General features: G+C 47.0%; 16 protein-coding genes and 1 pseudogene. All 17 read left to right on the top strand.

The features are described from left to right. The first annotated feature begins 18 nt into the window (after window positions 1-18). The 17 genes and pseudogenes from ybeY (at window position 19) to BXO88_RS09290 (ending at window position 24,851) form a co-directional block, all read left to right on the top strand. Window positions 19-516, top strand: coding sequence for an rRNA maturation RNase YbeY (ybeY, locus tag BXO88_RS09375; protein WP_078037479.1), 498 nt, complete (start codon window positions 19-21; stop codon window positions 514-516). Then, window positions 513-2,255, top strand: coding sequence for a putative polysaccharide biosynthesis protein (locus tag BXO88_RS09370; protein ID WP_078037478.1), 1,743 nt, complete (start codon window positions 513-515; stop codon window positions 2,253-2,255). The genes ybeY and BXO88_RS09370 overlap by 4 nt, the downstream gene beginning before the upstream one ends. Before the next feature lie 141 nt (window positions 2,256-2,396). Further along, window positions 2,397-3,926 carry an NAD(P)/FAD-dependent oxidoreductase gene (locus tag BXO88_RS09365; protein WP_078037477.1) on the top strand — a complete coding sequence of 510 codons (1,530 nt, stop codon included), beginning with the start codon at window positions 2,397-2,399 and terminating at the stop codon, window positions 3,924-3,926. A 193-nt stretch (window positions 3,927-4,119) separates the two neighbouring features. Beyond that, complete coding sequence (locus BXO88_RS09360; RefSeq protein ID WP_078037476.1) at window positions 4,120-5,340, top strand: GGDEF domain-containing protein; 1,221 nt, start codon at window positions 4,120-4,122, stop codon at window positions 5,338-5,340. 139 nt (window positions 5,341-5,479) lie between these two features. Beyond that, window positions 5,480-7,120: an NAD(P)/FAD-dependent oxidoreductase gene (locus BXO88_RS09355; protein WP_078037475.1), complete on the top strand. Its 1,641-nt coding sequence runs from the start codon at window positions 5,480-5,482 to the stop codon at window positions 7,118-7,120. A 163-nt stretch (window positions 7,121-7,283) separates the two neighbouring features. Further along, a complete protein-coding gene (gene proB, locus BXO88_RS09350; RefSeq protein ID WP_078037474.1) occupies window positions 7,284-8,150 on the top strand; it encodes a glutamate 5-kinase in 867 nt (288 codons plus the stop codon). Between the two features lie 79 nt (window positions 8,151-8,229). After that, a complete protein-coding gene (locus BXO88_RS09345) occupies window positions 8,230-8,523 on the top strand; it encodes a DUF896 domain-containing protein (protein WP_206099982.1) in 294 nt (97 codons plus the stop codon). A gap of 120 nt (window positions 8,524-8,643) precedes the next feature. Then, on the top strand, window positions 8,644-9,924 hold the full coding sequence (locus BXO88_RS09340; protein ID WP_078037473.1) for a glutamate-5-semialdehyde dehydrogenase: 1,281 nt from the start codon (window positions 8,644-8,646) through the stop codon (window positions 9,922-9,924). Between the two features lie 180 nt (window positions 9,925-10,104). Next, window positions 10,105-11,541, top strand: a complete 1,437-nt coding sequence (gene miaB, locus BXO88_RS09335) for a tRNA (N6-isopentenyl adenosine(37)-C2)-methylthiotransferase MiaB (protein ID WP_078037472.1) — start codon at window positions 10,105-10,107, stop codon at window positions 11,539-11,541. 380 nt (window positions 11,542-11,921) lie between these two features. Then, entirely contained in the window at window positions 11,922-14,615 is a 2,694-nt protein-coding gene (gene mutS, locus BXO88_RS09325) for a DNA mismatch repair protein MutS (protein WP_078037470.1), read from the top strand. 51 nt (window positions 14,616-14,666) lie between these two features. Then, window positions 14,667-16,949: a DNA mismatch repair endonuclease MutL gene (mutL, locus tag BXO88_RS09320; RefSeq protein ID WP_078037469.1), complete on the top strand. Its 2,283-nt coding sequence runs from the start codon at window positions 14,667-14,669 to the stop codon at window positions 16,947-16,949. Further along, window positions 16,946-17,947, top strand: a complete 1,002-nt coding sequence (gene miaA, locus BXO88_RS09315) for a tRNA (adenosine(37)-N6)-dimethylallyltransferase MiaA (protein ID WP_078037468.1) — start codon at window positions 16,946-16,948, stop codon at window positions 17,945-17,947. The genes mutL and miaA overlap by 4 nt, the downstream gene beginning before the upstream one ends. Next, window positions 17,911-19,191: a methionine gamma-lyase family protein gene (locus BXO88_RS09310; RefSeq protein WP_078037467.1), complete on the top strand. Its 1,281-nt coding sequence runs from the start codon at window positions 17,911-17,913 to the stop codon at window positions 19,189-19,191. Before miaA ends, BXO88_RS09310 begins: the two co-directional genes overlap by 37 nt. 203 nt (window positions 19,192-19,394) lie before the next feature. Next, window positions 19,395-20,096: a RadC family protein gene (gene radC / locus BXO88_RS09305; protein WP_078037466.1), complete on the top strand. Its 702-nt coding sequence runs from the start codon at window positions 19,395-19,397 to the stop codon at window positions 20,094-20,096. Further along, a pseudogene (gene mreC, locus BXO88_RS17165) lies at window positions 20,089-20,907 on the top strand (rod shape-determining protein MreC); the annotation flags it as partial. The gene radC and the pseudogene mreC, both read left to right, overlap by 8 nt. A 522-nt stretch (window positions 20,908-21,429) precedes the next feature. Then, on the top strand, window positions 21,430-21,966 hold the full coding sequence (gene mreD / locus BXO88_RS09295) for a rod shape-determining protein MreD (RefSeq protein WP_078037525.1): 537 nt from the start codon (window positions 21,430-21,432) through the stop codon (window positions 21,964-21,966). An 11-nt stretch (window positions 21,967-21,977) separates the two neighbouring features. Beyond that, window positions 21,978-24,851: a penicillin-binding transpeptidase domain-containing protein gene (locus BXO88_RS09290; protein ID WP_078037464.1), complete on the top strand. Its 2,874-nt coding sequence runs from the start codon at window positions 21,978-21,980 to the stop codon at window positions 24,849-24,851. Window positions 24,852-24,855 lie beyond the last annotated feature (4 nt).

Genomic DNA, 24,855 nt, shown 5'->3' with positions numbered 1-24,855 from the left:
TGAAAGGTTATACAAGCAATGACTGTTAATATAGATTTTGAAGTAGAAAAGCGTCTTGACCTTCAGTTTGAAGATATCATAAGAGAGATCATCGAGGCTTCCATAGACTATGAGAAGTGTCCGTATGAGTGCGAGATCAGCGTGGTCATAACAGATAATGACGGCATTCATGAATTGAACAGAGAAGCCAGAGGAATAGATTCTCCTACGGATGTCCTTTCATTTCCTATGGTGGACTGGGAAGAGCCTGCGGATTATGATGGGATAGACGAGAGTAATTCCGATATCTTTAATCCCGATTCCGGCGAGCTTCTCCTCGGAGACATCGTACTCAATCAGGATCGTATAGAGTCTCAGGCAAAGGAGTACGGACATCCGGAAAGAAGAGAGCTGGCATTTCTTGTGGCACACAGCATGCTCCATCTTTTGGGCTATGACCATATGGAGGATGAGGAGCGTATAGAAATGGAGCGACGCCAAAAGGAAATTTTGGAGGGAAAGGGCTATTTTAGATGAGTGATCAGAGAAGAGTAAGACCTGCTTTGGAGACCCCATCAAACCGGCCTTCAAGATCACGAAATATAAAGGTTCAGAGAACTTTTAGCGAAGATGCGGAGAGGGACAGAAAGAACAATTTTATCGTTCAGGGTTCCCTTCTTGCAGTGGCAAGTATAGTAGTCAGGATCATCGGTATGGTATACCGTGTTCCCCTCACAGCCATAATAGGAGACGAGGGTAACGGTTACTACACCAGTGCCTACAGCATTTATACATTATTACTCATACTGTCGAGCTTTTCTATGCCTACAGCGGTATCAAGGATCGTTTCGGCGAACCTCGTGAACGGGCATTACAGGAACACCCACAGAGTTTTAAAGGCGGCATGCTTTTATGCAACTGTTGTGGGCTTTCTGATGTTCTGTGCGCTCTGGTTCGGTTCGGATTTCATTTCGGAATCATTCCTGAAAAAGCCTTACTGCAGATACGCCCTGAGAGCTCTGGCGCCGACAGTCTGGATCATGGCATATCTCGGGATCCTCAGGGGATATTTTCAGGGCAGCGGAAACATGGTGCCCACAGCGGTATCCCAGATCCTCGAGCAGATACTGAACGCCATAGTTTCCATTCTGGCTGCAACCATCCTCTTCAAGATGGGTGAGGTTTCCAATCTGGTTTATCAGAGCGAGAGCTACACCACAGCCTTTGGAGCCGCAGGAGGAGCCATAGGTACCGGAGCAGGTGCCCTGACGGCGCTTCTATTTTTCCTTATCCTTTACGCTTCCCAGAGGCGTGATATGAAGAGAAGGATGAAACGAGATGACGGAGTGGTGGAGAGCTACGGCAGGATAGGACTCCTTCTTGCCGGAACCATGCTTCCTATCCTCATTTCATCGACGGTCTACAATATCTCTTCGGTCATAGATGATGCCATATTCGGAAACATTATGACCTATCTGGGACATGCCGAAAAGATCGTTTCCCAGTGGGGAGTTTTCGGAGAGTATCATATACTTTTCAACATTCCGGTGGCTCTTGCCAATGCTCTGTCATCGTCACTGATCCCGAGTCTTACGAGAGCCGTTGCTGCCCATGACAGAAAGAACACTGTACAGAGGGTGAAATACAGTATCAGATTCACCATGCTGGTTGCGATTCCGTCTGCCATCGGACTTTGTGCATTGGCAGACCCTATCAGCCGTATGCTTTTCCCGGGAAAGAATGTAGAGCTTCTTATCATGCTTACAAGGATAGGAGCCATTGCGGTGGTATTTTATTCATTGTCCACCATCACCAATGCCATACTTCAGGGACTGGGACATCTCAGTATCCCGCTGAAGCATGCACTGGTTTCGCTCATATTCCATATCATATGTCTTGTGGGACTGATGTTCACGGGCATGGGAATCTATGCGGTAGTGCTCTCAAATATACTTTTTGCATTTTTGATGTGTGTTCTGAATAATCATGCCATAAAGAGGCGTGTGAGACTTCGTCACGGAATCAGAGAGACATATGTACTTCCTATAATTGCCGGTGTTGTCATGGGACTTGCAGCCTTCGGAACATCCATAGCTGTTCGTATGGTACTGCCGGAAGCAGAGAGATACACCAGAGTCGGATCTGCCATCATGGTGGCACCTTCGGTACTGATAGCTGTGCTGGTATATTTCGGACTGCTTATAAAGATGCATGCGTTTACAGAGGAAGACCTCGACAACATGCCGATGGGCGGAAGATTGAAGAGATTTATATAGAAAATCTATATTGTTTTACAGCAAAGACCAGTCTTCGAAAAGGCTGGTCTTTGCTGTAAAATGTAGTTATATGTCACTATATGACCCACGGACACGAATAAGGATTCGTTTTGTGAGGCAAAATGGCGAGAGTTTTGAGATATGAGAAATAACGATAAGAGTAGTAATAAAAGAAACAGCAAAATTGACAATAAGAACAGTAATAGAAACATAAATAAGAGCGACTATATAAGAAATAGTAAAGGCAATATTAAATCCAACGATATAAGTAAGAACAGAAGTGAAAGCAGAGTTGATAACAAACGCGATAAGATCTCTGAGTATGCCGGCAGTAAAAGTCAGACTGCAGTTAAAGGGATCGTTGATGTGGCGGTAATAGGCGGCGGTGCAGCCGGAATGATGGCTGCCATAGAAGCGGCACGTACAGGTGCAAGGGTCCTTCTTATAGAGAGGAATCCTGACCCCGGTAAGAAGCTCGCCACCACAGGAAACGGAAGATGTAATTTCACGAATCTCGATATGGGAGACCTTGCGGGGGGAAAGTACAGGGGTGAGAACCCGGAGTTTGCGAAGCCGGCCCTTGAGGGATTTCCGCCTGAAAAGACTATAGAGTGGTTCAGAGAAATAGGCATTGAGCCAAAATACAGAGGAACCTATGTATATCCGAATTCCGATCAGGCTGCATCTGTCGTCACAGCTCTTTTTGACGAATTGGAGAATTCCGGGGCAGAAGTGATTTTTGATACCCTTATCAGAAAGGTAAGGTTGGATGAGGGAGAGTCGGAAAAACTGTCCGGAAAAAGACCGTATTTTCAGGGAACTGATCCGGAAGAATCAGGAACTGCATGTAGTTTCATGTTGGATATAGAGGGAAGCGATACGGTTATAAGAGCAAAAAAGCTGATCATCTCCACAGGATCAAGAGCTGTACCGAAGACCGGTTCCACAGGAGACGGATATGTATGGGCAAAGTCTCTCGGACACACTCTGGTTCCGCAGGTACCGGCGCTTACAGGTATAAAGTGTAAGGGTGACCGCTATAAGAACATGGCGGGAGTAAGAACAGATGCGAAGCTAACGGTGAAGATAGACGGAGAAATGGTCACTGAGGAGGAAGGAGAGCTTCAGCTTACGGACTACGGCATTTCCGGAATTCCCGTTTTTCAGATTTCGAGATATGCGGCCTATGGGCTCAGGGATGGAAAGGAAGTTTCGGTTTATATAAATTTCTTTCCGAATATTTCTGATAAAAATGAAGATATATATGCGTTTTTTAAGAATCGCGCGGAGAGACTTCAGCATAAAGAGATGGGAAGCTTCTTTACGGGACTTCTCAACGAAAAGCTCGGCAATGTGCTTCTGGAGCTCGCCAACATAGATAAAACACTGCCTGTTTCGGCTGTTTCTGAAAAGCAGTTGAAGGCACTTGGTTCTGTTAGCTGCAGTTTCAAGGCAGAGTGCGAGGAAGTGAATCCGTTTCAGAATGCCCAGTGTGCAGCAGGCGGCATAAATACCGCGGAGGTGAATCAGTATACCATGGAGTCAAAGCTTGTTAAGGGACTTTACTTCGCGGGAGAGATACTGGACATCGACGGAATCTGCGGAGGCTACAATCTCCAGTGGGCCTGGAGCTCAGGCTATATGGCCGGAAGAGCTGCGGGGGGCAGGTAATATATCGATCGTCTCGAAAAAATATTGAGAAATATGATCGGCAGTACCTGTTTATGCAGGACTGCCGATCATATTTTACACTAAATTGATGCTTTTTAAGATTTCGATTTATAAATTTTTCTTAAAACGCCGATACCAATATATAGTCGGACGTTTGCTGAGGAGTTCAGTATAAGGAGATAAAAAAGCCAATATGACTTATTCAAGCACAGCAATAGTGGCGTTGTTGGTTCATTGTATAATAAACAACGATGTAATAAGAAATCAGCATTATAGAAATACAACACCTGCAGGTAAAACCTATCGTCTGCTCGTGTTGAGCGTAGCAGCATTTTATATTTCAGACATTCTTTGGGGAATCCTCTATGAGGAACATATGATCGATGCGGTGTTTGCAGATACCGTGATTTACTTTGCTTTAATGGCTGCTACTGTTTTTTTGTGGACTCGTTATGTGGTCAACTATCTGCTGGAGAGTTCCTGGCTAAACAAAGCATTATACTATATTGGCTGGTTTTTTCTTGCTTTTATAACTGTTGTTTTGATACTGAACTTCTTTATGCCTGTTATGTTCTGGTTTGATGAGGACGGAGTATTTTGTTCAGGTCATCTGAGATATGATTTTCTGATAATACAAGTTATCATGTTTATGTTTTCTGCCGGTTATGTGTTATTTATATCTAAAGGCAAGGATAAAAGTGCAAAACGCCGTCATCGGGCAATAGGATTATTTGGTTTTGCAATAGCAATACTGTTGGGCATTCAGGTTACTAACCCGCTACTTCCTTTGTATACCGTTGGTTGGCTGCTGGGAACCTGCATCCTTCATACCTTTGTTCTGGAGGATATGAAAGAGGACCGTCTGATTGAACTGGAAGAGATGCTTATGAGGGAAGAAAAACAGAAGAAGGAACTTGGCTCGGCAAGGCAGCTTGCATTCAGAGATTCTCTCACCGGTGTAAAAAGCTATAATGCATATGTTGAGGCAGAGCAGGATATAAACGAACGTATCGAGGGCAGAACGCTGCAGGAATTCGGAGTGGTTGTGTTCGATGTAAATGGCCTGAAACGTATGAATGATACCCATGGTCATGAAGCAGGAGACCGTCTTCTTAAGGATGCATGCCACCTGATCTGTGAAATGTTTAAGCGCAGTCCGGTTTTTCGAATCGGCGGAGATGAATTTGTTGTCCTGCTGGAGGGGGAAGATTATCAGAACAGAATGTCGCTTCTGGCAGAATTTGAAAGGCAGGCAGAGGAAAACCAGCGTAATGGAGCTCCGGTTGTTGCCAGCGGCCTTTCTGCATTCCGACCCGGAGAAGATATTAACTTCCGTAAGGTATTTGAAAGAGCAGATGCAAGAATGTATGACCGAAAAAGATTTCTGAAATCTAAAGAACAGCCGTCGCTTTAAGGATTATTAAAAATCCTTTAGAGCGACGGCTTCGTTGTGTGAGTATGGTATTTATGCTAGTATAGGCAATGATATAGAAGCGGGTTCTTGTGGCTAAATATGAAGAACCGCTTAGAAAAGAAAAAATACAGGTAAAAAAATGATCAGGATAAATCAGTTAAAGTTAAAGGCTACAGATTCTGTGGTGAAGCTGAAGCTTGCCGCGGCAAAGGTTCTTAGGATAGAGGCAAAGGATATCGCAACCCTTACGGTGGTGAGACGTTCCATCGACGCCAGAAAAAAGCCGGATATATATTTCAGCTATACCGTTATGATCGGGACAACATTTTCCGAAAAGCAGGAGGAAAAGCTGGTTCAGAGGCTAAAGAACAGAGATGTAAGCATTGACAGTATAGCAGAGTACAGGGAGCCGAAGCTCAATGATGTTATAGCGGGTGTCAGCAGACGCGAGTTCTTTAAGGAAGAGAAAAACAGACCGGTGGTGGTTGGATTCGGTCCTGCGGGTATGTTCGCAGCTCTGCTTCTTGCGAGAGCAGGAATGCATCCTATAGTTTTTGAGCGTGGTGCCGATGTGGATCAGAGAATCAGAGATGTGCAGGACCTCTGGGAGCAGGGAAAGCTTCACACAGAGTCCAATCCTCAGTTTGGTGAGGGTGGTGCCGGCACCTTCTCTGATGGAAAAATCAACACGTTAGTTAAGGATAAGGACGGCAGAAGCAGCTTCGTTTTGAATCTTTTCGTGGGTTACGGAGCTGATTCTTCTATAATTATAGATGCAAAGCCTCATGTGGGAACTGACCGTCTGGTGGACATCGTTAAGAACATCCGTCGCGAGATCGAGGCCCTTGGTGGAGAAATCAGGTTCAACACAAAATTCACCTACGATAAGGAAAGAGACAAGGACAGAAAGATCGTCCTTGCCATAGGTCATTCCGCAAGGGACACCTATGAGGAGCTTTATGAGGCGGGGCTTGAGATGCAGGCCAAGGATTTCGCCATGGGCTTCCGCGTTCAGCATGATCAGGCCATGATAAACTGTGATCTCTACGGTGAAGTAGATGAAGAGACATTGAAAGCCCTCGGTCAGGGAGCCTACAAGGTGACTCATACAGCAGGAAACGGACGAGGAGTTTACAGCTTCTGCATGTGCCCGGGAGGCTATGTTGTGAACAGCTCTTCAGAGGAAGGAAAGCTCTGCGTGAACGGTATGAGCTACCATGCAAGAGACGGTAAGAATGCCAATGCCGCCATCATCGTGTCTGTCCGTAAGAGTGACTATGACGGGGAGCTCGATCCTCTTGGAGGAATCAAACTTCAGAGAGAGCTCGAGAAGAGAGCATACGGGCTTCTCGATGGCAAGGTTCCGGTTCAGACCTACGGGGATTTCAAGAAAAACAAGATAAGCACAGAGGAGAGCCTCGGGGAGGTTAAGCCAGAGATAAAGGGGCAGTACGGATTTTCGAAGCTTAATGATATCTTCCGTTTTGAAGAAGGTTCAAAATACGCTTCTCTAAATGATTTTAACGATACCTTTATCGAAGGAATGGAGAGCTTTGAGCATAAGCTGCGTGGATTCTCTCGAGATGACACCATTCTTTCCGGTATAGAGGCGAGAACCTCAAGCCCTGTAAGGATACCGAGAAATGAGGAATTTGAGTCCAATATCTCCGGAATCTACCCATGCGGCGAGGGTGCGGGCTATGCTGGCGGAATCATGAGCGCAGCCATGGACGGAATGAAAACCGCAGAGGCGCTTGTAAAACATTTTAATTCATTGTAAAATAATGAGCATTTACAATAAAAGCCCCATTCAACGGATGCTCCTTTGGCCGGATTCGGACTTAAAGCAGTATTCCGGGAAACGCCTGACTTATGAGTGATAAGGCATGAGCAGGGCTTTTGTTACTATAGATATGTGTTCTCACAGACTGATGGAGGCCTATATGACTAACGAAGAAATGCGCTCAGTTCTTAAAGATAAGAAACGTATCGTCATCAAGGTGGGTTCTGCCAGCATTACCCACAAGCAGACAGGTGGACTTTATCTTTCCAAGATAGAAAAGCTTGTAAGAGTCATTGCAGATCTTAACGGAGAGGGAAAGGATGTTATCCTCGTTTCTTCCGGCGCCATAGCCACAGGAAGACAGACCCTCGGTATCCACAGAAGACCCCGCAGCATGGAAGAGAAGCAGGCATTCGCCGCCATCGGACAGGCCAGACTCATGATGACTTATCAGAAGATCTTTTCTGAGTACGGAGTTATTTCCGCGCAGGTTCTTCTCACCAGAAACGTTATGCTGATACCGGAGTCCTGCAGGAATACAAAGAATACCTTTGAAGAGCTCCTGAACCTCGGAACAGTGCCTGTAGTCAATGAAAACGACACCATTTCAACCTCTGAGATCAATCAGGTGGAGACTTTCGGAGATAACGATCAGCTGGCAGCCATAGTCGGTGCTGTTGTCAATGCTGACCTCGTTATTCTGCTGTCGGATATCGACGGTCTTTTCACCGACGATCCTCATGAGAACCCGGAAGCAGAGTTTATTCCATTCATTCCGGAGATAAATGAAAAGATTCTGGAGATGGGCAAGTCAAAGAGTGGTTCCAATGTGGGAACCGGAGGCATGTCCGCAAAGCTTGCTGCTGCACGCATAGCGACTGATTCCGGTGCTGACATGGTCATCGCCAAGTTCACAGGCGCAGATGTCATAACTGAAATCATCGAGGGCAAAAATATAGGTACTCTTTTTGCTGCGCATAAAAACAAGGATTTCGATCTGAAGGAATACATCGGACAGAACGAATGATACAGTATTTTCAGAGTTCGTCGGCAGGCCGAAATCCGTATCATATAGAAGATAAAAGAAATAATAGTAAGGAAATAAAATGATTACAGAGAAAGAAATAGCAAGAATAAATGAGCTTTATCATAAATCCAAGGAGGGCGGCGGACTTACTGCTGAAGAGAAGAACGAGCAGGCCAAGTTAAGAAGAGCCTATATTGACTCTGTAAAGGCGAACCTTGGAGTATATCTCAAGGATATAAAGAATGCATCCAAGGATGCCGGCTCAGATATGGATCCTGCGGAAGCAAAGAAAAATGTAAAGAAGGCAATGGAGGCAACCGACAAGGAGATGGCTGAAGAGAAGAGCCACGTAATTGAGGTTGCTGAGAAGTAACCGGACTTATGCCGATTTCGGAAAAGCGGTATGCAGAACTGCCATATATTAAATTTATAGAAACTTTTAACCCGGATATCATAGGATGATTGATTAGCTGTATGCTAAAGGGAGGTTTGTATGACGGATCTCATTACGATCGGAAAGAATGCAAAGCTGGCTTCTGCCAGTCTCATAGGACTTAGCTCCGAACAGAAGAACCAGGTGCTACTTAGTGTCGCGGACGCTCTTTGTGATTCGGACAATGTTTCGAAAATTCTCAGTGCAAACCGGAAAGACCTTGATAATGCTGAGAAAAACGGCATGAGTGAGGGCCTGAAGGATCGACTCAGGCTTACAGAAGCGAGAATTCACGACATGGCTTCGGCGGTGAGAGACATTACCGGTCTCCCGGATCCAGTGGGAGAGACGCTTGAGACCATCGAGAGACCAAACGGGCTTAAGCTGGTGAAGACCGCAGTTCCCATCGGGGTTGTGGGTATCATCTATGAAGCGAGACCAAATGTCACAAGTGATGCATGGTCCCTTTGCTTCAAGACCTCCAATGCGGTTATCCTTAAGGGCGGATCTGACGCCATTAACTCAAACATGGCTATAGTTGCCGTTATCCGCAGGGCTCTTGAGGACTGCAAGGTGGATCCCGACAGCCTTATACTTATAGAGGCTACCGATCACGAGACCACAAATCGCTTTATGCAGTTAAATGATTATGTGGATGTCATCATCCCCCGGGGGTCAAATCGCCTCATAAAGGCCGTTGTGGACAATGCTTCCGTTCCTGTCATAGAGACCGGTGCCGGAAATTGTCATATTTATATAGAAAAGAGCGGAGAGGTAGAAAAAGCCGTCCCGATAGTGTATAATGCCAAGACCCAGAGAATCGGCGTGTGCAATGCCTGCGAATCTCTGGTTGTGGACAGAGAAGCTCTTCCGAAGCTGGTTCCTGTTGTTGAAAAGCTTCAGGAAAAGAGAGTGACAGTCTATGCCGATGAAGAGGCTTATGAGACATTGGAAGAAGCTTCAAAAGGCGGAAAGATACGTATGGAGCTTGTGGAGAGAGCCTCCGGGGAGGATTTCGCCACAGAGTATCTGGATTACAAGATTTCCGTTAAGACTGTTTCGGGTGTTCAGGAAGCTATAAAGCACATAAACAGTAACAGCACACATCACAGCGAGGCTATCATTTCAGAGGATCCGGCAGCAGCCGAAAGGTTCCTGAACGAGATAGACAGCGCATGTGTCTACTGGAATGCATCCACCCGTTTTACAGACGGAGGATGCTTCGGATTCGGAGCGGAGATAGGCATATCCACATCGAAGCTTCACGCAAGAGGCCCTATGGGGCTCAGGGAACTCACCACCTACAAGTACCGGATCTACGGAAACGGTCAGGTGAGATAAGAGGCTCAGGTTCAAGTTTCTCTTTCCGGGGCGGAAGGAATCCGTATTCTGCGTCGGCACTTTATTTTGCGGTGATGCCGGCAAGACGAAGGAGAACTTCGAGATATCAATTTTGACACTGATAATGTACTAATTCATCCCAGGGGATTTTCTGTCTCCTGGGATTAACAATGAGGTTTTATGGAATATATCATCGATTACAAGGAAATAATTGAGCAGGCGCCGGCAGAGGAGCCGGCCAGACAGTACTATTTTATGGACAGAGTGCGTGAGCTTGTGGAGATCCGCAAGCAGGAGGGCTACAAGGCTCATTGCATGGTAGAGGTTATGGGATGCCAGATGTCAGCAAAGGATGGCGAAAAGCTTCTGGGTATCCTTGAGAAATGCGGCTACACAGCAACAGAGGATGACTGGGATGCAGATATCGTTCTTTTCACAACCTGTACTGTCAGAGAGAATGCCAATCAGAAGCTTTACGGCAGACTCGGAAGACTCAAGCATCAGTATGAGAAGAGAGACGGCATGATCATCGGTATCACAGGTTGTATGATGCAGGAGAAGGATGAGGTTGAAGGTATATGTAAGCATTATCCTTATGTAAAGCTCATCTTCGGTACTCACAATGTCTACAAGCTTGCTGAGCTTCTTTACAAGTCTCTCGTTACAGGAAAGCGTACTGTCGAGGTTATAGATGATACAAAGCTTATCGTTGAGGATCTTCCTTCAGACAGAAAATTCAAGTTCAAGGGCTCAGTTAATATAAGCTACGGATGCAACAACTTCTGTACATACTGCATCGTGCCCTATGTCCGCGGAAGAGAGAAATCCCGTAATGCCACAGATATTCTCAGAGAATGTGAGAAGCTTATAGCTGACGGATGTCTCGAGATCATGCTTCTCGGTCAGAATGTCAACTCATACGGAAACGATATTCCGGGATCCACAACCTTCCCTGAGCTTCTTAAGGCTGTGGCAGAGCTTCCGGGTCTCAAGAGACTTCGTTATATGACATCAAATCCTAAGGATTTCTCGGATGAGCTTATCGAGGTAATGAGAACTCACCCGATCATTGAGAGACACATTCACCTGCCGCTTCAGTCAGGTTCAAGTGCTATACTTAAGCGCATGAACCGCCACTATACAAAGGAAAGCTATCTTGAGCTGGTTCACAAGATCAGAGAGGCTATTCCTGAGGCAACACTCACTACGGATATCATCGTAGGCTTCCCGGGCGAGACTGAGGAGGATTTCCAGGATACCATCGATGTTGTTAAGGAGTGCAGATACGACGCTGCATATACCTTTATCTACAGCAAGCGTACAGGAACACCTGCTGCAAAGTTCGAGCAGGTACCTGAGGATATAGTTAAGGAGCGTTTTGACAGACTGCTTAAAGTAGTTCAGGAAAGCTCCGCAGAAAACGAGAACAGGGATCTCGGAAAGGTAATGGAGGTCCTCGTTGAGGATGAGAACAAGAACCAGGAGAGCTATGTGACCGGCAGACTTTCAAACAGTGTTCTCGTTCATTTCCCGGGAGACAAGAGTCTCATCGGAACCATGCAGATGGTAAAACTCACAGAGAGTAAAGGATTTTATTACTTTGGTGAGTTAGCCTAGTCGCTTTAGCGACTAGGCTGCCGCCCAGCCACTGGGAACACCAGCCATTGGAATGCGCTTACGCGCAGGCTGGTGCTGTATGGCAGGTCCCATGGGGGACCTGCCACGAGTGGCGAGGCTGGTTTCGAGGTTACAGGCGACAATGCAAGGGATGGATGCCTGGGCTTGCGAGTTGAAAGAACAGGATGCGAGGCCTGTACGTCCCCGGGAGCACGAAGTGCTATCGGGGCGAACCGGACGAGCAGACTGTACTTTCAATCGAGTGGGCCGGCATCCGCCCTGCATTGTCGCCCCGCCCATTCCCCAAAACCGCCGCAAAGCCTTGTTTTGTCAAGTTGAAAGTTTTAGGAGAAATCTAGACAGAGGAGAGAAACTGATTAATGGCTGAAAAGAAATTGTCACCAATGATGGCAGAGTATCTGGAGACGAAAAAGCAGTATCCGGACTGTATTCTTTTTTACCGTATAGGTGATTTTTACGAGATGTTCTTTGAGGATGCAAAAACCGCTTCCTCTGTGCTTGATCTCGTGCTCACCGGAAAGGACTGCGGCATGGAGGAGCGTGCTCCTATGTGCGGCATCCCTTTTCATGCGGCAGAAGGCTATGTGGCGAGACTTGCATCCAACGGATACAAGGTAGCTATAGCCGAGCAGCTGGAGGATCCTAAGCTTTCAAAGGGACTTGTAAAAAGAGGTGTCATCCGTGTGATCACACCGGGAACACTCACTTCAGAGCAGGCACTTGATGAGTCAAAGAACAACTTTCTCATGAGTATCTTCTATGACTCCACAGGCTTCGGTATATCAAGCGTGGATATCACAACAGGAGAGTTCCTGGCTACCACCTGCTTCAACGAGAAGGAGGTCATGGATGAGCTGAGTCGTTTCTCTCCGGCAGAGATAGTATGCAATCAGGCATTTATGATCTCCGGTATAGACACTGATGATGTAAAGAACAGATTCAACCTTATTATCACCGAGTTAAATGATGAGGTCTACGACGATGAGAAGGCAAGTGCGCTTTTGCAGGAGCATTTTCATGCAAGTCTTTCCGGAATAGGTCTTCAGGATAAGGATCTTGCGAGACTCAGTGCTGCAGCAGCCCTCAGATATGTTTACGATACACAGATGAACACTGTGGCTCATATCGCGAATATCAGATATTATTCCAGCAGCCAGTATATGATCATCGATACGGCTACCCAGCGAAATCTGGAGCTTACAGAGACTATGAGAGAGAAGAAAAAGCGCGGCTCCCTTCTCTGGGTTCTGGATAAGACAAAGACTGCTATGGGTGCGAGAATGCTCAGAAGATTCATTGAGCAGCCCCTTATCGACAGGGATGAGATACTTGCACGTCAGGATGCGGTGGAGGATTTCTGTGCCCATTTCATCGATAGAGAGGAAATTTCAGAGTACCTGAACACCATCTACGATTATGAGAGACTTCTGGGACGTATCTGCTACAAGTCAGCGAACCCGAGAGATCTCATAGCCTTTAAGCAGTCACTGAAAATGCTTCCTGATATCATTCAGGAGCTTTCCCAGTTCGATTCCAAGCTCGTCAAGGAGATACACGACGGAATCGACCCTATGACTGACCTGTATAAGCTGATAGACGATGCCATAGAGGAGGATCCTCCTATTTCCAGCAGGGACGGAGGAGTCATCAAGAGCGGATACCATGAGGAGGTAGACCGCTACAAGGATTCCAAGATAAGCGGTAAGCAGTGGCTCGCGGATCTTGAAGCCGAAGAAAGAGAAAAGACAGGAATCAAATCCCTGAAGATAAAGTACAATCGTATATTCGGCTACTGCTTCGAGGTCACCAATACCTTCAAGGATATGGTGCCTGATTATTTCATCAGAAAGCAGACTCTCGCAGGCAGCGAGCGTTATACAACAGACAGACTTGAGGAGCTTCAGAACACCATACTCGGTGCCGAGGAGAAGCTTAATCAGCTGGAGTATGAGCTTTTCTGCGACGTGAGAGATACCATCGGCGGAAACATTCAGAGAATACAGAAGACCTCGCATTATGTGGCTCTCATTGACTGTATCATCTCTCTTTCCAAGGTGGCTACAGAAAACAATTACTGCCGTCCGAAGATCAACGAGGAAGGCATCATAGATATAAAGGATGGAAGACATCCGGTCATTGAGAAGCTCATAAGAGACGGTATGTTCGTATCCAACAACACATACTTAAATGATGCTTCGGACCGTATAGCCATCATCACAGGTCCTAACATGGCAGGTAAGTCCACATACATGCGTCAGACGGCACTTATAGTGCTTATGGCCTCCATAGGCTCCTTCGTGCCTGCAGGAAGTGCAGAGATCTCCATCTGTGACAGGATATTTACGAGAGTCGGTGCCAGTGACGATCTGGCGTCAGGACAGTCCACCTTCATGGTGGAGATGAACGAGGTGGCCAATATCTTGAGAAACGCCACCACAAAGTCTCTTCTTATCCTTGATGAGATAGGAAGAGGAACCAGTACCTTCGACGGTCTCAGTATCGCCTGGGCTGTTGTGGAGTACATCGCAAAGGTCGTTAAGGCGAAGACCCTCTTTGCCACACATTATCATGAGCTTACAGAGCTTGAGGGAAAGCTTGAGGGTGTTAATAACTACTGTATAGCTGTTACAAATCACGATCAGGATATCGTATTTTTACGTAAGATCATTCCCGGTGGAGCGGATCAGTCCTATGGTATCGACGTTGCAAGCCTTGCGGGAGTTCCGAAGCCTGTCATAGACAGAGCGAAGGTCATCGCAGGAGAGCTCAGTGATGCGGATATCATCGCGAAGGCAAAGACCATTGAGGCAGGCGAGGGATTCACTCAGGAGGCATTTGATGAGGAAGGCTTCCTTGCAGACAGGGAAAAGAAACAGGATGCTGATGCCGGATCTTCCGGAAATAAGAGTGCGGGCGCGGTCTCAGACAGCGCTTCAGTAAGTCCTGAACTTGAAGAGGCGATGCAGTATCTCAGGTCCCTTGATGTGGACCACATGACACCTCTTGATGCAATGAACACTTTATACGAGCTTAAGTCAAAATTCGGGGTATAATATCGGGATATTAATTGAGCTTGGTCAGGGGCTTATGGATAGGTGATAGAAATGAAGATCAATGTTCTCAGCAATGAAACCATCAACCAGATAGCAGCAGGTGAGGTCATAGAGAGACCTCTCAGCGTTGTAAAGGAGCTTTTGGAAAATGCCATCGACGCAGGCTCATCCTCTGTGACAGTGGAGGTGAGAGACGGCGGTATATCCATGATACGTATCACTGATAACGGTCAGGGTATCGAAAAGGATGACATCCGTACAGCCTTCCTCCGCCATGCGACATCAAAGATAAAGGATGCAAGAGACCTCGAGAATATACAGACTCTCGGGTTCAGAGGAGAAGCCCTCGCCAGTATCGCCAGTATCTCAAGGGTTGAGCTTATCAGTAAGACTCCGGGAGCCATGATGGCTTCCCATTATGAGATAGACGGAGGAGTGGAGAAGGACTTTTCCGAGATAGGCGCCCCGGACGGAACCACTTTTATAGTAAGGGACATCTTTAAAAATGTTCCCGCCAGAAGGAAATTCCTGAAGAGTCCGCAGACAGAAGCCGCAAGGATCCAGGATATCCTGGAGAAGGAAGCATTGGCACACCCTGAGGTGGCATTCAGATACATACAGGATGGACGCCAGAGACTTGCGACTCTCGGAAACGGCTCCCTTATGGATGTGATCTACTCCATTTACGGAAGGGATGTTACTAACCAGCTCATCACCATAAACCGACAGTACCATGAGTCTGCTCTCACGGGACTTCCGGCGGTGACTGTGCGCGGCTTCATCGGGAAGCCTGTTATCACCAGAGCCAACAGAAATTTCGAGATATATTTCGTAAATTCCAGATTCGTAAAGAATCCGATGATCACAAAGGCTATAGAGGATGCCTACCATGCCTTCCTCATGCAGCATAAGTTTCCGTTTTCTGTCCTTATGGTGGACGTGAATCCGGAGATAGTTGATGTCAATGTTCATCCCCAGAAGCTGGAGGTGCGATTCTCCGACGGTATGCTCGTGTACAATTCCATTGTGGATGCGGTACAGACCGGACTCAGAGAGACTGAGCTTGTGGTAAACACCGATCTCGAGACCTTTGGAAGGGATGAGAACACAAGCCGTAAGGCGGATCTCGATCCTCATGTGGAGATCGAAGAGAAGGAAAAGAAGCTGCCTCATGTGGAACCCTTTGAGCAGAAGCGTGAAAGCGTCACTAACCGCCAGTATGAGGAGGCTCTGAGACCGGAGATTCACCCTGAGGCTCGTCCGAAGGGGGACATATATCTGGATGGCAGTGGTGTCTTCGGTACAGAGCTTCGTGAGAAGTCAGCCAATGTCTCTGCCGGCACATCTTCATACAGGAATGAGAGTACTGACAGCGCGGATGAGACGGATACACGGTCCGGTACATCTTCCGGCGCACATGACAGATATGACACATCGGGAAGCGGAAGAGGGACAACGTCCGGAACCGGTTTCTCCGGCGGCTATAGCCAGTACAGAAGAGAACACGCAGCAGGGGGGGCAGGATATCAGAACAGCTCTGAAAGGAACTCGGGCTTCGGACTTTCGGATTTCAAGGCGGCTCAGGAGGAGGTTGAAAAGACCTTCGATAGAAGCTTTGGGAAACCGGATTTAAATCAGGACAACAGCGCAGAGACCATGGGTCGGACGGATAAAGACTCTTCAGAAAACGAAGTAAAGAAAGCAAAGCCCGTTCAGGAAACTCTGTTCTCAGATAGATTCCTGAGTGAGAAGGCGAGAAACCAGCACAGGATCATAGGGCAGGTATTTGAGACCTACTGGCTCATAGAGTATGGCGACAAGCTTTACATCATCGACCAGCATGCGGCTCATGAAAAGGTGAATTTTGAGAGGATGATGAAGAGGCTCAAGGAACGTAAGCCTGCAAGCCAGTATCTGAACCCGGCGATACTCATCACGCTGACTTCTGAAGAGGCAGTGCTGATGGAGAAGTATGAGGAGTATTTCAAGAGCTTCGGCTTCGAGATAAGCTATCTCGGAGGAAGGGATTTCAGCATCTCCGCGGTTCCAACTGACCTTCCCGAGATAGGAAAGAAGGAGCTCCTTCTTGAGCTTCTTGACGGATTAAGTGACGAGACCGGCATGACCACGCCGGACTCCATCTACTATAAGATTGCCTCCATGTCCTGTAAGGCAGCAGTAAAGGGAAACAATAAGCTCAGCCTCATGGAGGCGGATGCCCTCATCGGAGAACTCTTGTCTCTTGAGAATCCTTACGCCTGCCCGCACGGACGACCAACCATCATTTCCATGTCGAAATATGAGCTGGAAAAGAAATTTAAAAGGATAGTATGAACAATATCAATTTAAATAAAAAGCCATTGATCATAATCGCAGGACCGACGGCGGTGGGAAAGACCGCCACTTCCGTTTCTCTTGCAAAGAGACTCGGGGGAGAGATAGTCTCTGCGGATTCCGTTCAGGTGTACAGAGGGCTCGACATAGGAAGCGCCAAGGTCACAAAAGAAGAGATGGACGGGGTCCCGCATCATCTCATAGACATAATCGATGTTGATACGGATTACGATGTAAGCATGTTCCAAAGCATGGCGAGAGAAGCCATAGACGGAATCTATGAGAGAGGTCATGTTCCTATCCTTGCAGGGGGCACGGGCTTTTACATCCAGGGCCTTCTGTACGGCATCGATTTTACGGATGAGGATGAGACGCTCCACAGTGACATCCGGGAGCGCCTCGAGAAAGAGGCGGCAGAAGATGGCGGGCCTGAAGCATTGTACCAAAGGCTTAAGGAGGTGGATCCGAAATCTACCGAGAAGATACATGAGCACAATATAAGAAGAGTAATAAGAGCTCTTGAATTTTATGAGATACATGGATACCCGATCTCGAAGCATAATGCTGAGGAGCGGGAGAAGAAAGCTGTATACAATCCTGCCTTCTTTGTACTAAATGATGAACGTAGTGCCCTTTATGAGAGGATCAACAAGAGAGTTGACCTGATGGTGGAAGAGGGACTCATAGATGAGGCAAGGTGGCTTTATCAGCTTAAACTCCCGAAGGACAGGACCTCCGTAAAGGGCATCGGCTACAGGGAGCTGCTGGAGGCATTCGAAACGATGGAGGGAACCGGTCTTGCAGCTTCGGAAAATCGTGCTATAATCGAGCGAGCTGTCGAGAAGATAAAGCAGGATTCCAGAAATTATGCGAAACGACAGATCACATGGTTCAAAAGAGAACGTGATGTAAACTGGGTCAACATTCAGGAATTTGATTATAAGAAAGATAGGATCACAGAATGGATAACAGAGAAATGTTTGAGTCTCTTGGCATAAAGCCGGAGGTTTATGATTTTTGCGAGGAGCAGCTGAGAGCTCTCGAGGATAGATTTGAAGAAATAGATGCCATAGCCGAGTACAACCAGCTTAAGGTCATAAAGGCAATGCAGGACGCTCAGGTGTCAGAGGCACATCTTTACGGCACAACAGGCTACGGCTACGACGATATCGGTCGAGATACCCTGGAGAGAGTTTATGCCAATGTCTTCGGCACAGAGGATGCACTGGTCCGTTCACAGATCATCTGCGGAACACACGCCCTTGCTACAGCACTTTTCGCCAACACAAGACCGGGAGACGAGATACTCTGTCCTGTTGGCAAGCCATATGACACCCTTGAAGAGGTGATAGGAATAAGACCGTCAGTGGGAAGTCTCGCAGAGTACGGTGTAACATACCGTCAGGTGGATCTTCTTCCGGGATCGGTATTTGATTATGAAGGAATAAAGGCTGCCATCAACGAGAGAACAAGGCTCGTGGAGATCCAGAGATCAAAGGGCTATGCCACAAGAGATACATTTTCACCTGCAAAGATCGGTGAGCTCATCAGTTTCATAAAGGGTATCAAGCCGGATGTGATCTGTATGGTAGACAACTGCTACGGTGAATTCGTTCAGAGAGAAGAGCCTACAGCCTTCGGAGCAGATATGGTCATCGGCTCTCTCATCAAGAATCCGGGCGGCGGACTTGCTCCTATCGGCGGATATATCGCAGGAACAAAGGAGTGCATCGAGAGATGTGCTGTGAGACTCACTTCTCCGGGACTCGGAAAGGAAGTAGGACCTTCACTTGATACCAACAAGCTGTTCTATCAGGGACTTTTCATGGCACCGACCATCACAGCAGGTGCCGAGAAGGGCGCTATCTTTGCGGCTAAGGTATTTGAAAAGCTTGGCTTCAGCTGCCATCCTGCAGCAGATGCTGAGAGATACGATATCATCCAGGCTATAACCCTCGGTTCAGAGGAAGCGGTTGTGGCATTTGCACAGGGAATTCAGGCTGCTGCACCTGTAGACAGCTTCGTTACTCCTTATCCTGATGATATGCCTGGTTATGACAGCAAGGTCATCATGGCAGCAGGTGCCTTCGTACAGGGAAGCTCCATCGAGCTTTCAGCCGACGGTCCTATCAAGGAGCCTTACAATATTTATTTCCAGGGCGGTCTCACATGGTACCATGCAAAGCTCGGCATCATGATGGCTGTCGAGAAGATGTACGAGAAGGGTCTCGTGAAGTTCTGAGGAACCGAAGCTTTACGGCCGGGTTCCGTGTGACCGGATCGCCGGTCTTTCGCGAATCAAATAAAATCAGCTGACGCCCCGGACAGCGCCGGGGACAGAGCGTCTATCTGCATAGCTCTTCGGTGCGGCATTTACTGAGGGGAATCTTTATGTTAAAATAAGTTCTCGTGGGCTCCTGGTTCTCTTAAGAACAGGAGGTTTAAATGAATTTAAAACCAGATAATATGACTCATGATGATGAAATGCCTTATGAGAAGTGCATGAAATACGGTCCGGAGGCTCTTAGCGATACAGAGCTTCTGGCTGTTTTATTACGTACCGGAACAAAGACGTCTTCAGTGATGGAGGTGTCTAGGCAGGTACTGAATATAAATCCTCAGTACGACGGACTGGTGGGGATCATGCATTTCGGTACAGATGAGTACAGCCGGATCAACGGGATCGGCAAGGTGAAGTCGATACAACTAAGCGTAGTGGGTGAGATCGCTAGGAGGATATGGAATCGACAGAAACGTGTAAGGAATATGCGCTTTACAGAGTCAAGGCAGGTGGCGGATTATTATATGGAAGATCTGAGATACCTCTGCCATGAAGTGGTTCGGGTTCTTTATCTTGATCATCATATGCAGCTTATCGATGAAAGGCTGCTGTCTGTAGGTACTAACAGCCGTTCGGCAGTATCATCACGTGAGATTTTTATTGAAGCGCTGAAACTCAGTGCCTCGTGCTTTATCATGGTACACAATCACCCGACGGGTGATCCGGAACCCTCAAATGATGACATCCGGTTTACCATGGAGCTCGACAGGGCAGGACAGATCGTCGGCATTGGACTCATTGACCATGTGGTGATAGGGGACAATGTCTATTTCAGTTTCAGAGAACAGGGAATAATCGGTGGATAATAAGAAAAGTAAGTATATTTTTATAGTGCTTTCGGTGTTATGTATGATGATGATCATCATATCGCTTGTAAAGGACGGTATCGTGGATCCTATCCGCAATACCATAGGTTCTGTTCTGGTACCGTTCCAGACGGGGGTCAACAGTGTTGGATTCGGTATCTATGAGAACCTTAAGGAACACCGTACTCTTCAGGAGGTTGAGGAAGAGAACAAAAAGCTGAGTGAGAAGATAGACCTTCTTACAGAACAGAATAATCGACTTACACTGGACAGCGGAGAGCTTTCGAGACTGAGGGAGCTTTACGAGCTTGATCAGGAGTATATGCAGTATGAAAAGGTGGCTGCAAGAGTTATCGCCAAGGACTCTGAGAACTGGTTCCAGGTGTTCCGTATAGATAAGGGATCACAGGATGGAATACGTGTAGACCAGAATGTTATGGCGAACGGGGGACTCATCGGTATAGTTACGGATGTCGGACTCAATTACGCCACAGTACGTTCTATCATAGATGATGAATCCAGAGTATCCGCCATGGGACTTCAGTCCAGCGATACCTGTATAGTTGCGGGAGACCTCACTCTTTATGAGCAGGGACGACTCAGGATCACCGACATAAAAAAGGATACCTCCATTCAGGAGGGTGACCGTATCGTGACATCCAACATCTCGGCAAAATTCCTGCCGGGTATACTCATCGGCTATGCGGTGGATGTAAAGGAAGATGATAAGCGTCTCATGAAGGACGGCTATCTCATACCTGCGGCGGATTTCAATGATCTTACCGAGGTACTTGTGCTGAAGCAGGTCAAGAGCGACAGCTTCCTCGACGAGAACAGCGGAGACGGAAGTGTTGCATTAAGAAACAGCAACACAGATGCGGTACTGAACAGTGTTTCAGACAGCAATGTAAAGGTTGCCGAAACCTGGGCAGGAATGGAAGGCCTGACACCGCTTTCCGAGATAGACGGAACTCAGGATCCTAACGGAAGTCTCATAACCGCCAAGGATATAGTTGATACCGGTGACAATGTCTATAACGCAAAGAAGAGCGATGACGGCGAGACTGCCCAGTCAGGGCGTGAAGAGGGATCCGGTGATTCCGAGCGAAGTACCGCTGCAAAGAAAGAGTCATCAAACAGAGAAAGAGATACCGGGGAGGAAGAGGATCGGGAGACTACGACCCGCGAGACTCAGGCACGTGAGACGGCGGCAAGAGAAACGACTCAGACTGAAGCAGAGAGTACTGCAGCCGAAAGCCGTGCCGAGACAGCCGCTCAGGATAACAATTCGGAAGAAGAGCTGATTGAGGAGAATCCTAACTGATTGATCGGAATGAAATCTATATTCAAGAAAAAAACAATTAAAAAGACTACAAAGCGCAGACTCGGGATACTGGTATACGCACTTTCACTGGTGGTGGCCTTTCTTATCCAGACCAGCGTTATACCGCTTTTGCCGTTCCTTTCGGCATCTCCGAATCTGCTGCTTATCCTCACCTTTTCTATAGGCTTTATCCACGGAAACCTTCCGGGGATGATCTATGGTCTTGCGGCGGGACTGCTGCTGGATCTGTTCTATTCGGGACCCTTCGGGTTCTACAGCCTTATTTTCGTTGTCATCGGGTATTTGAACGGTTTTTTCAGCAATGCCTATTACGAGGAGTATATAACCCTTCCTATGGTCATGTGCGTGATAAACGAGTTCATATATCATGTTTATATTTATATCTTCCGTTTTTTCTTTCGCGAGAAGTACGACATCCCGTATTACCTTCAGCACGTAGTGCTGCCTGCAGTGGTGTTTTCACTCATGGTGACGCTGATACTGTACAGGTTCGTATTTACAGCGACGGAAAAAATTGATGAATAGGAGCATAGACTTTGATCAAAGAAATATTCGAGACCATCAAGGAATTTACCGTTCGATTTATAAGTTCAAGGCTCTTTTTCCTTGGGCTTATTTTTTCAACGTTTTTTATAATCATCGGCATCAGACTTTTCAATCTTCAGATAGTCAACGGACAGCAGTATCTTACAGATTATCAGGAACGTACGCTGGCTACCGTGACAACGGACGGAACCAGAGGAAATATCTATGACAGAGACGGAAAGCTCCTTGCCTACAATGAGCTTCAGTACAATATCACCATTTCAGATAACGGTTCCTATGATACGACAAATGCCGGCATCAACAGCAGAAACTATATGCTCATGCGTCTTGCGGAGATAATCGAGAAGTATGGTTATCCTATAGACGGACAGTACAAGATAAAGCTTGATGCTGATCGTGAGCCTTATTTTGCCACCGGTTCAGAGGATGACAGAAGGAGGCTCATCGCCAACATCCGAGGCAGAAATGCAGCGGATCTTAATGAAAAGGACTTCGATATGACCGCAAGAGAGGCCATGGAGTTTTCGAAGAAGAGATACAGGTTCGACAGTATAAAGGATCCCGACGGAAATCCGGTGGTTCTTTCAGACGAGACTGTGCTCGATATGATCAATATCTTCTTCACACTTCGTCTCACGGCATATCAGAGATACCAGAGCACTACCATCGTTAAAAATGTTTCCGAAGAGTGTGTAGCGGAGATACTTGAGGCAAAGGGACAGCTTAAGGGCGTAGATATCGAAAATGTATCTGTCCGCAGATACAACTATGCTCCGTATCTTAGCCATATCGTAGGCTACACAGGTCAGGTAAGGGCTGACCAGCTCGAAGAGCTCAAGAAAAAGGATGACAGCTATCAGCTTAATGATATCGTTGGCGTATGGGGACTTGAGAAGAGCATGGAGTCAGAGCTCAAGGGCAAGAAGGGCTCCAGAGAGATGTACCTGAATTCAGTAGGTTCTGTACTTGATGTGGTCTCTGAAACAGATGCCACAGCGGGTAATGATATCTATACCACCATCTCTGCCAATGATCAGATCGCCATCTACCATCTTCTGGAGCAGGAGCTTGCGGGTGTCCTTGCCTCCAAGATAACGGAGCAGGATCTCAGTGACAGAAATGCACTGGTTGAGCAGTCGGAGATCACCATCCCGGTCAAGGATGCATATTTCCAGCTCATCAACAACAACGTTCTGGACTCTGCCCATTTCGGTATGTCAGAGGCGGGGGCTTCAGAGCGGAGAATAGCAGATATTTTCACCTCAAATAAAAAGAGAAAGCTCGTGGAGATACAGTCAGAGCTTTTGAATCCTACAACAGAGGGTCTGAAAGAACTGCCTCAGGATATGCAGGCGTTCATAGTTTATATTTATGACTATCTGACGCAAAAAGATACGGGAATAATAGATGCGACTAATCAGATTTACCGTGAATCAGATGCTTACGCCGCATGGAAGAGCGATACAATCAATCTCAGAAACTTCATCATGAAGGGCATAGATGAGGCATGGCTCGATACTTCAAAGCTTGAGCTTTCCGATGACTACTACGATACCGAGAATATTTATAAGCTTCTGGTTCAGTACATCATCGACAGACTCAACAACGATCCTGAGTTTGACAAGATACTCTATAAATATGCCATTTCGGATAAGACCATTCCGGGATATCTGCTTTTGATGGCACTGTTTGAGCAGGGAGTTCTGGCTCCGGATGAACAGTCTTATAACCAGCTTTCTTCAGGGGATGAGCATTTTGCCTATACCTTCCTTATCTCAAAGATAAGAAAGATAGAGATAAGCCCTGCGCAGCTTGCGCTGGATCCGTGCAACGGTTCGGTAGTCGTTACGGATGTAAAGACCGGAAAGGTCAGGGCTCTGGTTACGTATCCGGGCTTTGACAACAACCGTATAACAGAGTCGGATTATCTCAAGAAGTGTAACGCCGACCTGTCTCTGCCGCTCCTTAACGGTGCTACCCAGACACAGCTTGCTCCGGGTTCCACCTTCAAGCCACTGACATCCATAGCGGCACTGCAGGAGGGAGCGCTTAATCTTTATACCGTTATAGACTGTACCGGTGTGTATGAGGAAGTAACGCCTCATATCAAGTGCTGGATCTATCCTCAGAATCATGGAAGAGAGAATGTTATCGACGGAATAAAGAATTCCTGTAACTTCTTCTTTGCTGCGGTTGGACATCTTTTGTCAACTGATGAAAGCGGAAACTATAATCAGGCGCTGGGTATCGAAAGGATACAGAAATATGCGTCACTCTTCGGACTTGATTCACTTTCCGGAGTTGAGATCGACGAGACCATGCCGCGTATTTCCGATTACGATCCTGAGCGTTCAGCCATGGGACAGGGTAATCATGCCTACAACGATGTGCAGCTTGCAAGATATATCACAGCGGTTGCCAACAGCGGAACAGTATTTGATCTGTCCATACTGGATAAGATCACGGCTCCTGACGGTTCGCTGGTCAGAACCATAGAACCGAAGGTAGTCCGTCAGCTTGATTTTAACGAGCTTACCTGGAGCGCTGTACACAGGGGCTTGCGAGAGATGATCACAGAGGGTGTTGCCAAGAGAGTATTCCAGGGACAGGACATCCCTATAGCAGGAAAAACAGGTACTGCCCAGGAGCGAGAGGACCGTGGTAACCACGCGGTATTCGTTTCCTATGCGCCTTATGCAGCTCCCGAGATATCAGTAACAGTAAACATTCCTTACGGATATTCTTCAGGTAATGCAGCTAACCTTGCCAACAATGTCTACAATTACTGCTATGGTAAGGACAGTCTCGATGCCATCCTTTCACGAGATGCATCCTACATCTCAGCATTGAATGTATCAGACTGATGAG

The sequence above is a fragment of the Oribacterium sp. C9 genome (assembly GCF_002007235.1).
GTDB lineage: Bacteria > Bacillota > Clostridia > Lachnospirales > Lachnospiraceae > Oribacterium.
This window is presented reverse-complemented; position numbering and strand designations above follow the sequence as displayed.

Bases quoted from the DNA above. Each gene is read 5' to 3' on its own strand.
- ybeY (WP_078037479.1), top strand. From the start codon at position 19: ATGACTGTTAATATAGATTTTGAAGTAGAAAAGCGTCTTGACCTTCAG.
- BXO88_RS09370 (WP_078037478.1), top strand. From the start codon at position 513: ATGAGTGATCAGAGAAGAGTAAGACCTGCTTTGGAGACCCCATCAAAC.
- BXO88_RS09365 (WP_078037477.1), top strand. From the start codon at position 2,397: ATGAGAAATAACGATAAGAGTAGTAATAAAAGAAACAGCAAAATTGAC.
- BXO88_RS09360 (WP_078037476.1), top strand. From the start codon at position 4,120: ATGACTTATTCAAGCACAGCAATAGTGGCGTTGTTGGTTCATTGTATA.
- BXO88_RS09355 (WP_078037475.1), top strand. From the start codon at position 5,480: ATGATCAGGATAAATCAGTTAAAGTTAAAGGCTACAGATTCTGTGGTG.
- proB (WP_078037474.1), top strand. From the start codon at position 7,284: ATGACTAACGAAGAAATGCGCTCAGTTCTTAAAGATAAGAAACGTATC.
- BXO88_RS09345 (WP_206099982.1), top strand. From the start codon at position 8,230: ATGATTACAGAGAAAGAAATAGCAAGAATAAATGAGCTTTATCATAAA.
- BXO88_RS09340 (WP_078037473.1), top strand. From the start codon at position 8,644: ATGACGGATCTCATTACGATCGGAAAGAATGCAAAGCTGGCTTCTGCC.
- miaB (WP_078037472.1), top strand. From the start codon at position 10,105: ATGGAATATATCATCGATTACAAGGAAATAATTGAGCAGGCGCCGGCA.
- mutS (WP_078037470.1), top strand. From the start codon at position 11,922: ATGGCTGAAAAGAAATTGTCACCAATGATGGCAGAGTATCTGGAGACG.
- mutL (WP_078037469.1), top strand. From the start codon at position 14,667: ATGAAGATCAATGTTCTCAGCAATGAAACCATCAACCAGATAGCAGCA.
- miaA (WP_078037468.1), top strand. From the start codon at position 16,946: ATGAACAATATCAATTTAAATAAAAAGCCATTGATCATAATCGCAGGA.
- BXO88_RS09310 (WP_078037467.1), top strand. From the start codon at position 17,911: ATGGATAACAGAGAAATGTTTGAGTCTCTTGGCATAAAGCCGGAGGTT.
- radC (WP_078037466.1), top strand. From the start codon at position 19,395: ATGAATTTAAAACCAGATAATATGACTCATGATGATGAAATGCCTTAT.
- mreD (WP_078037525.1), top strand. From the start codon at position 21,430: ATGAAATCTATATTCAAGAAAAAAACAATTAAAAAGACTACAAAGCGC.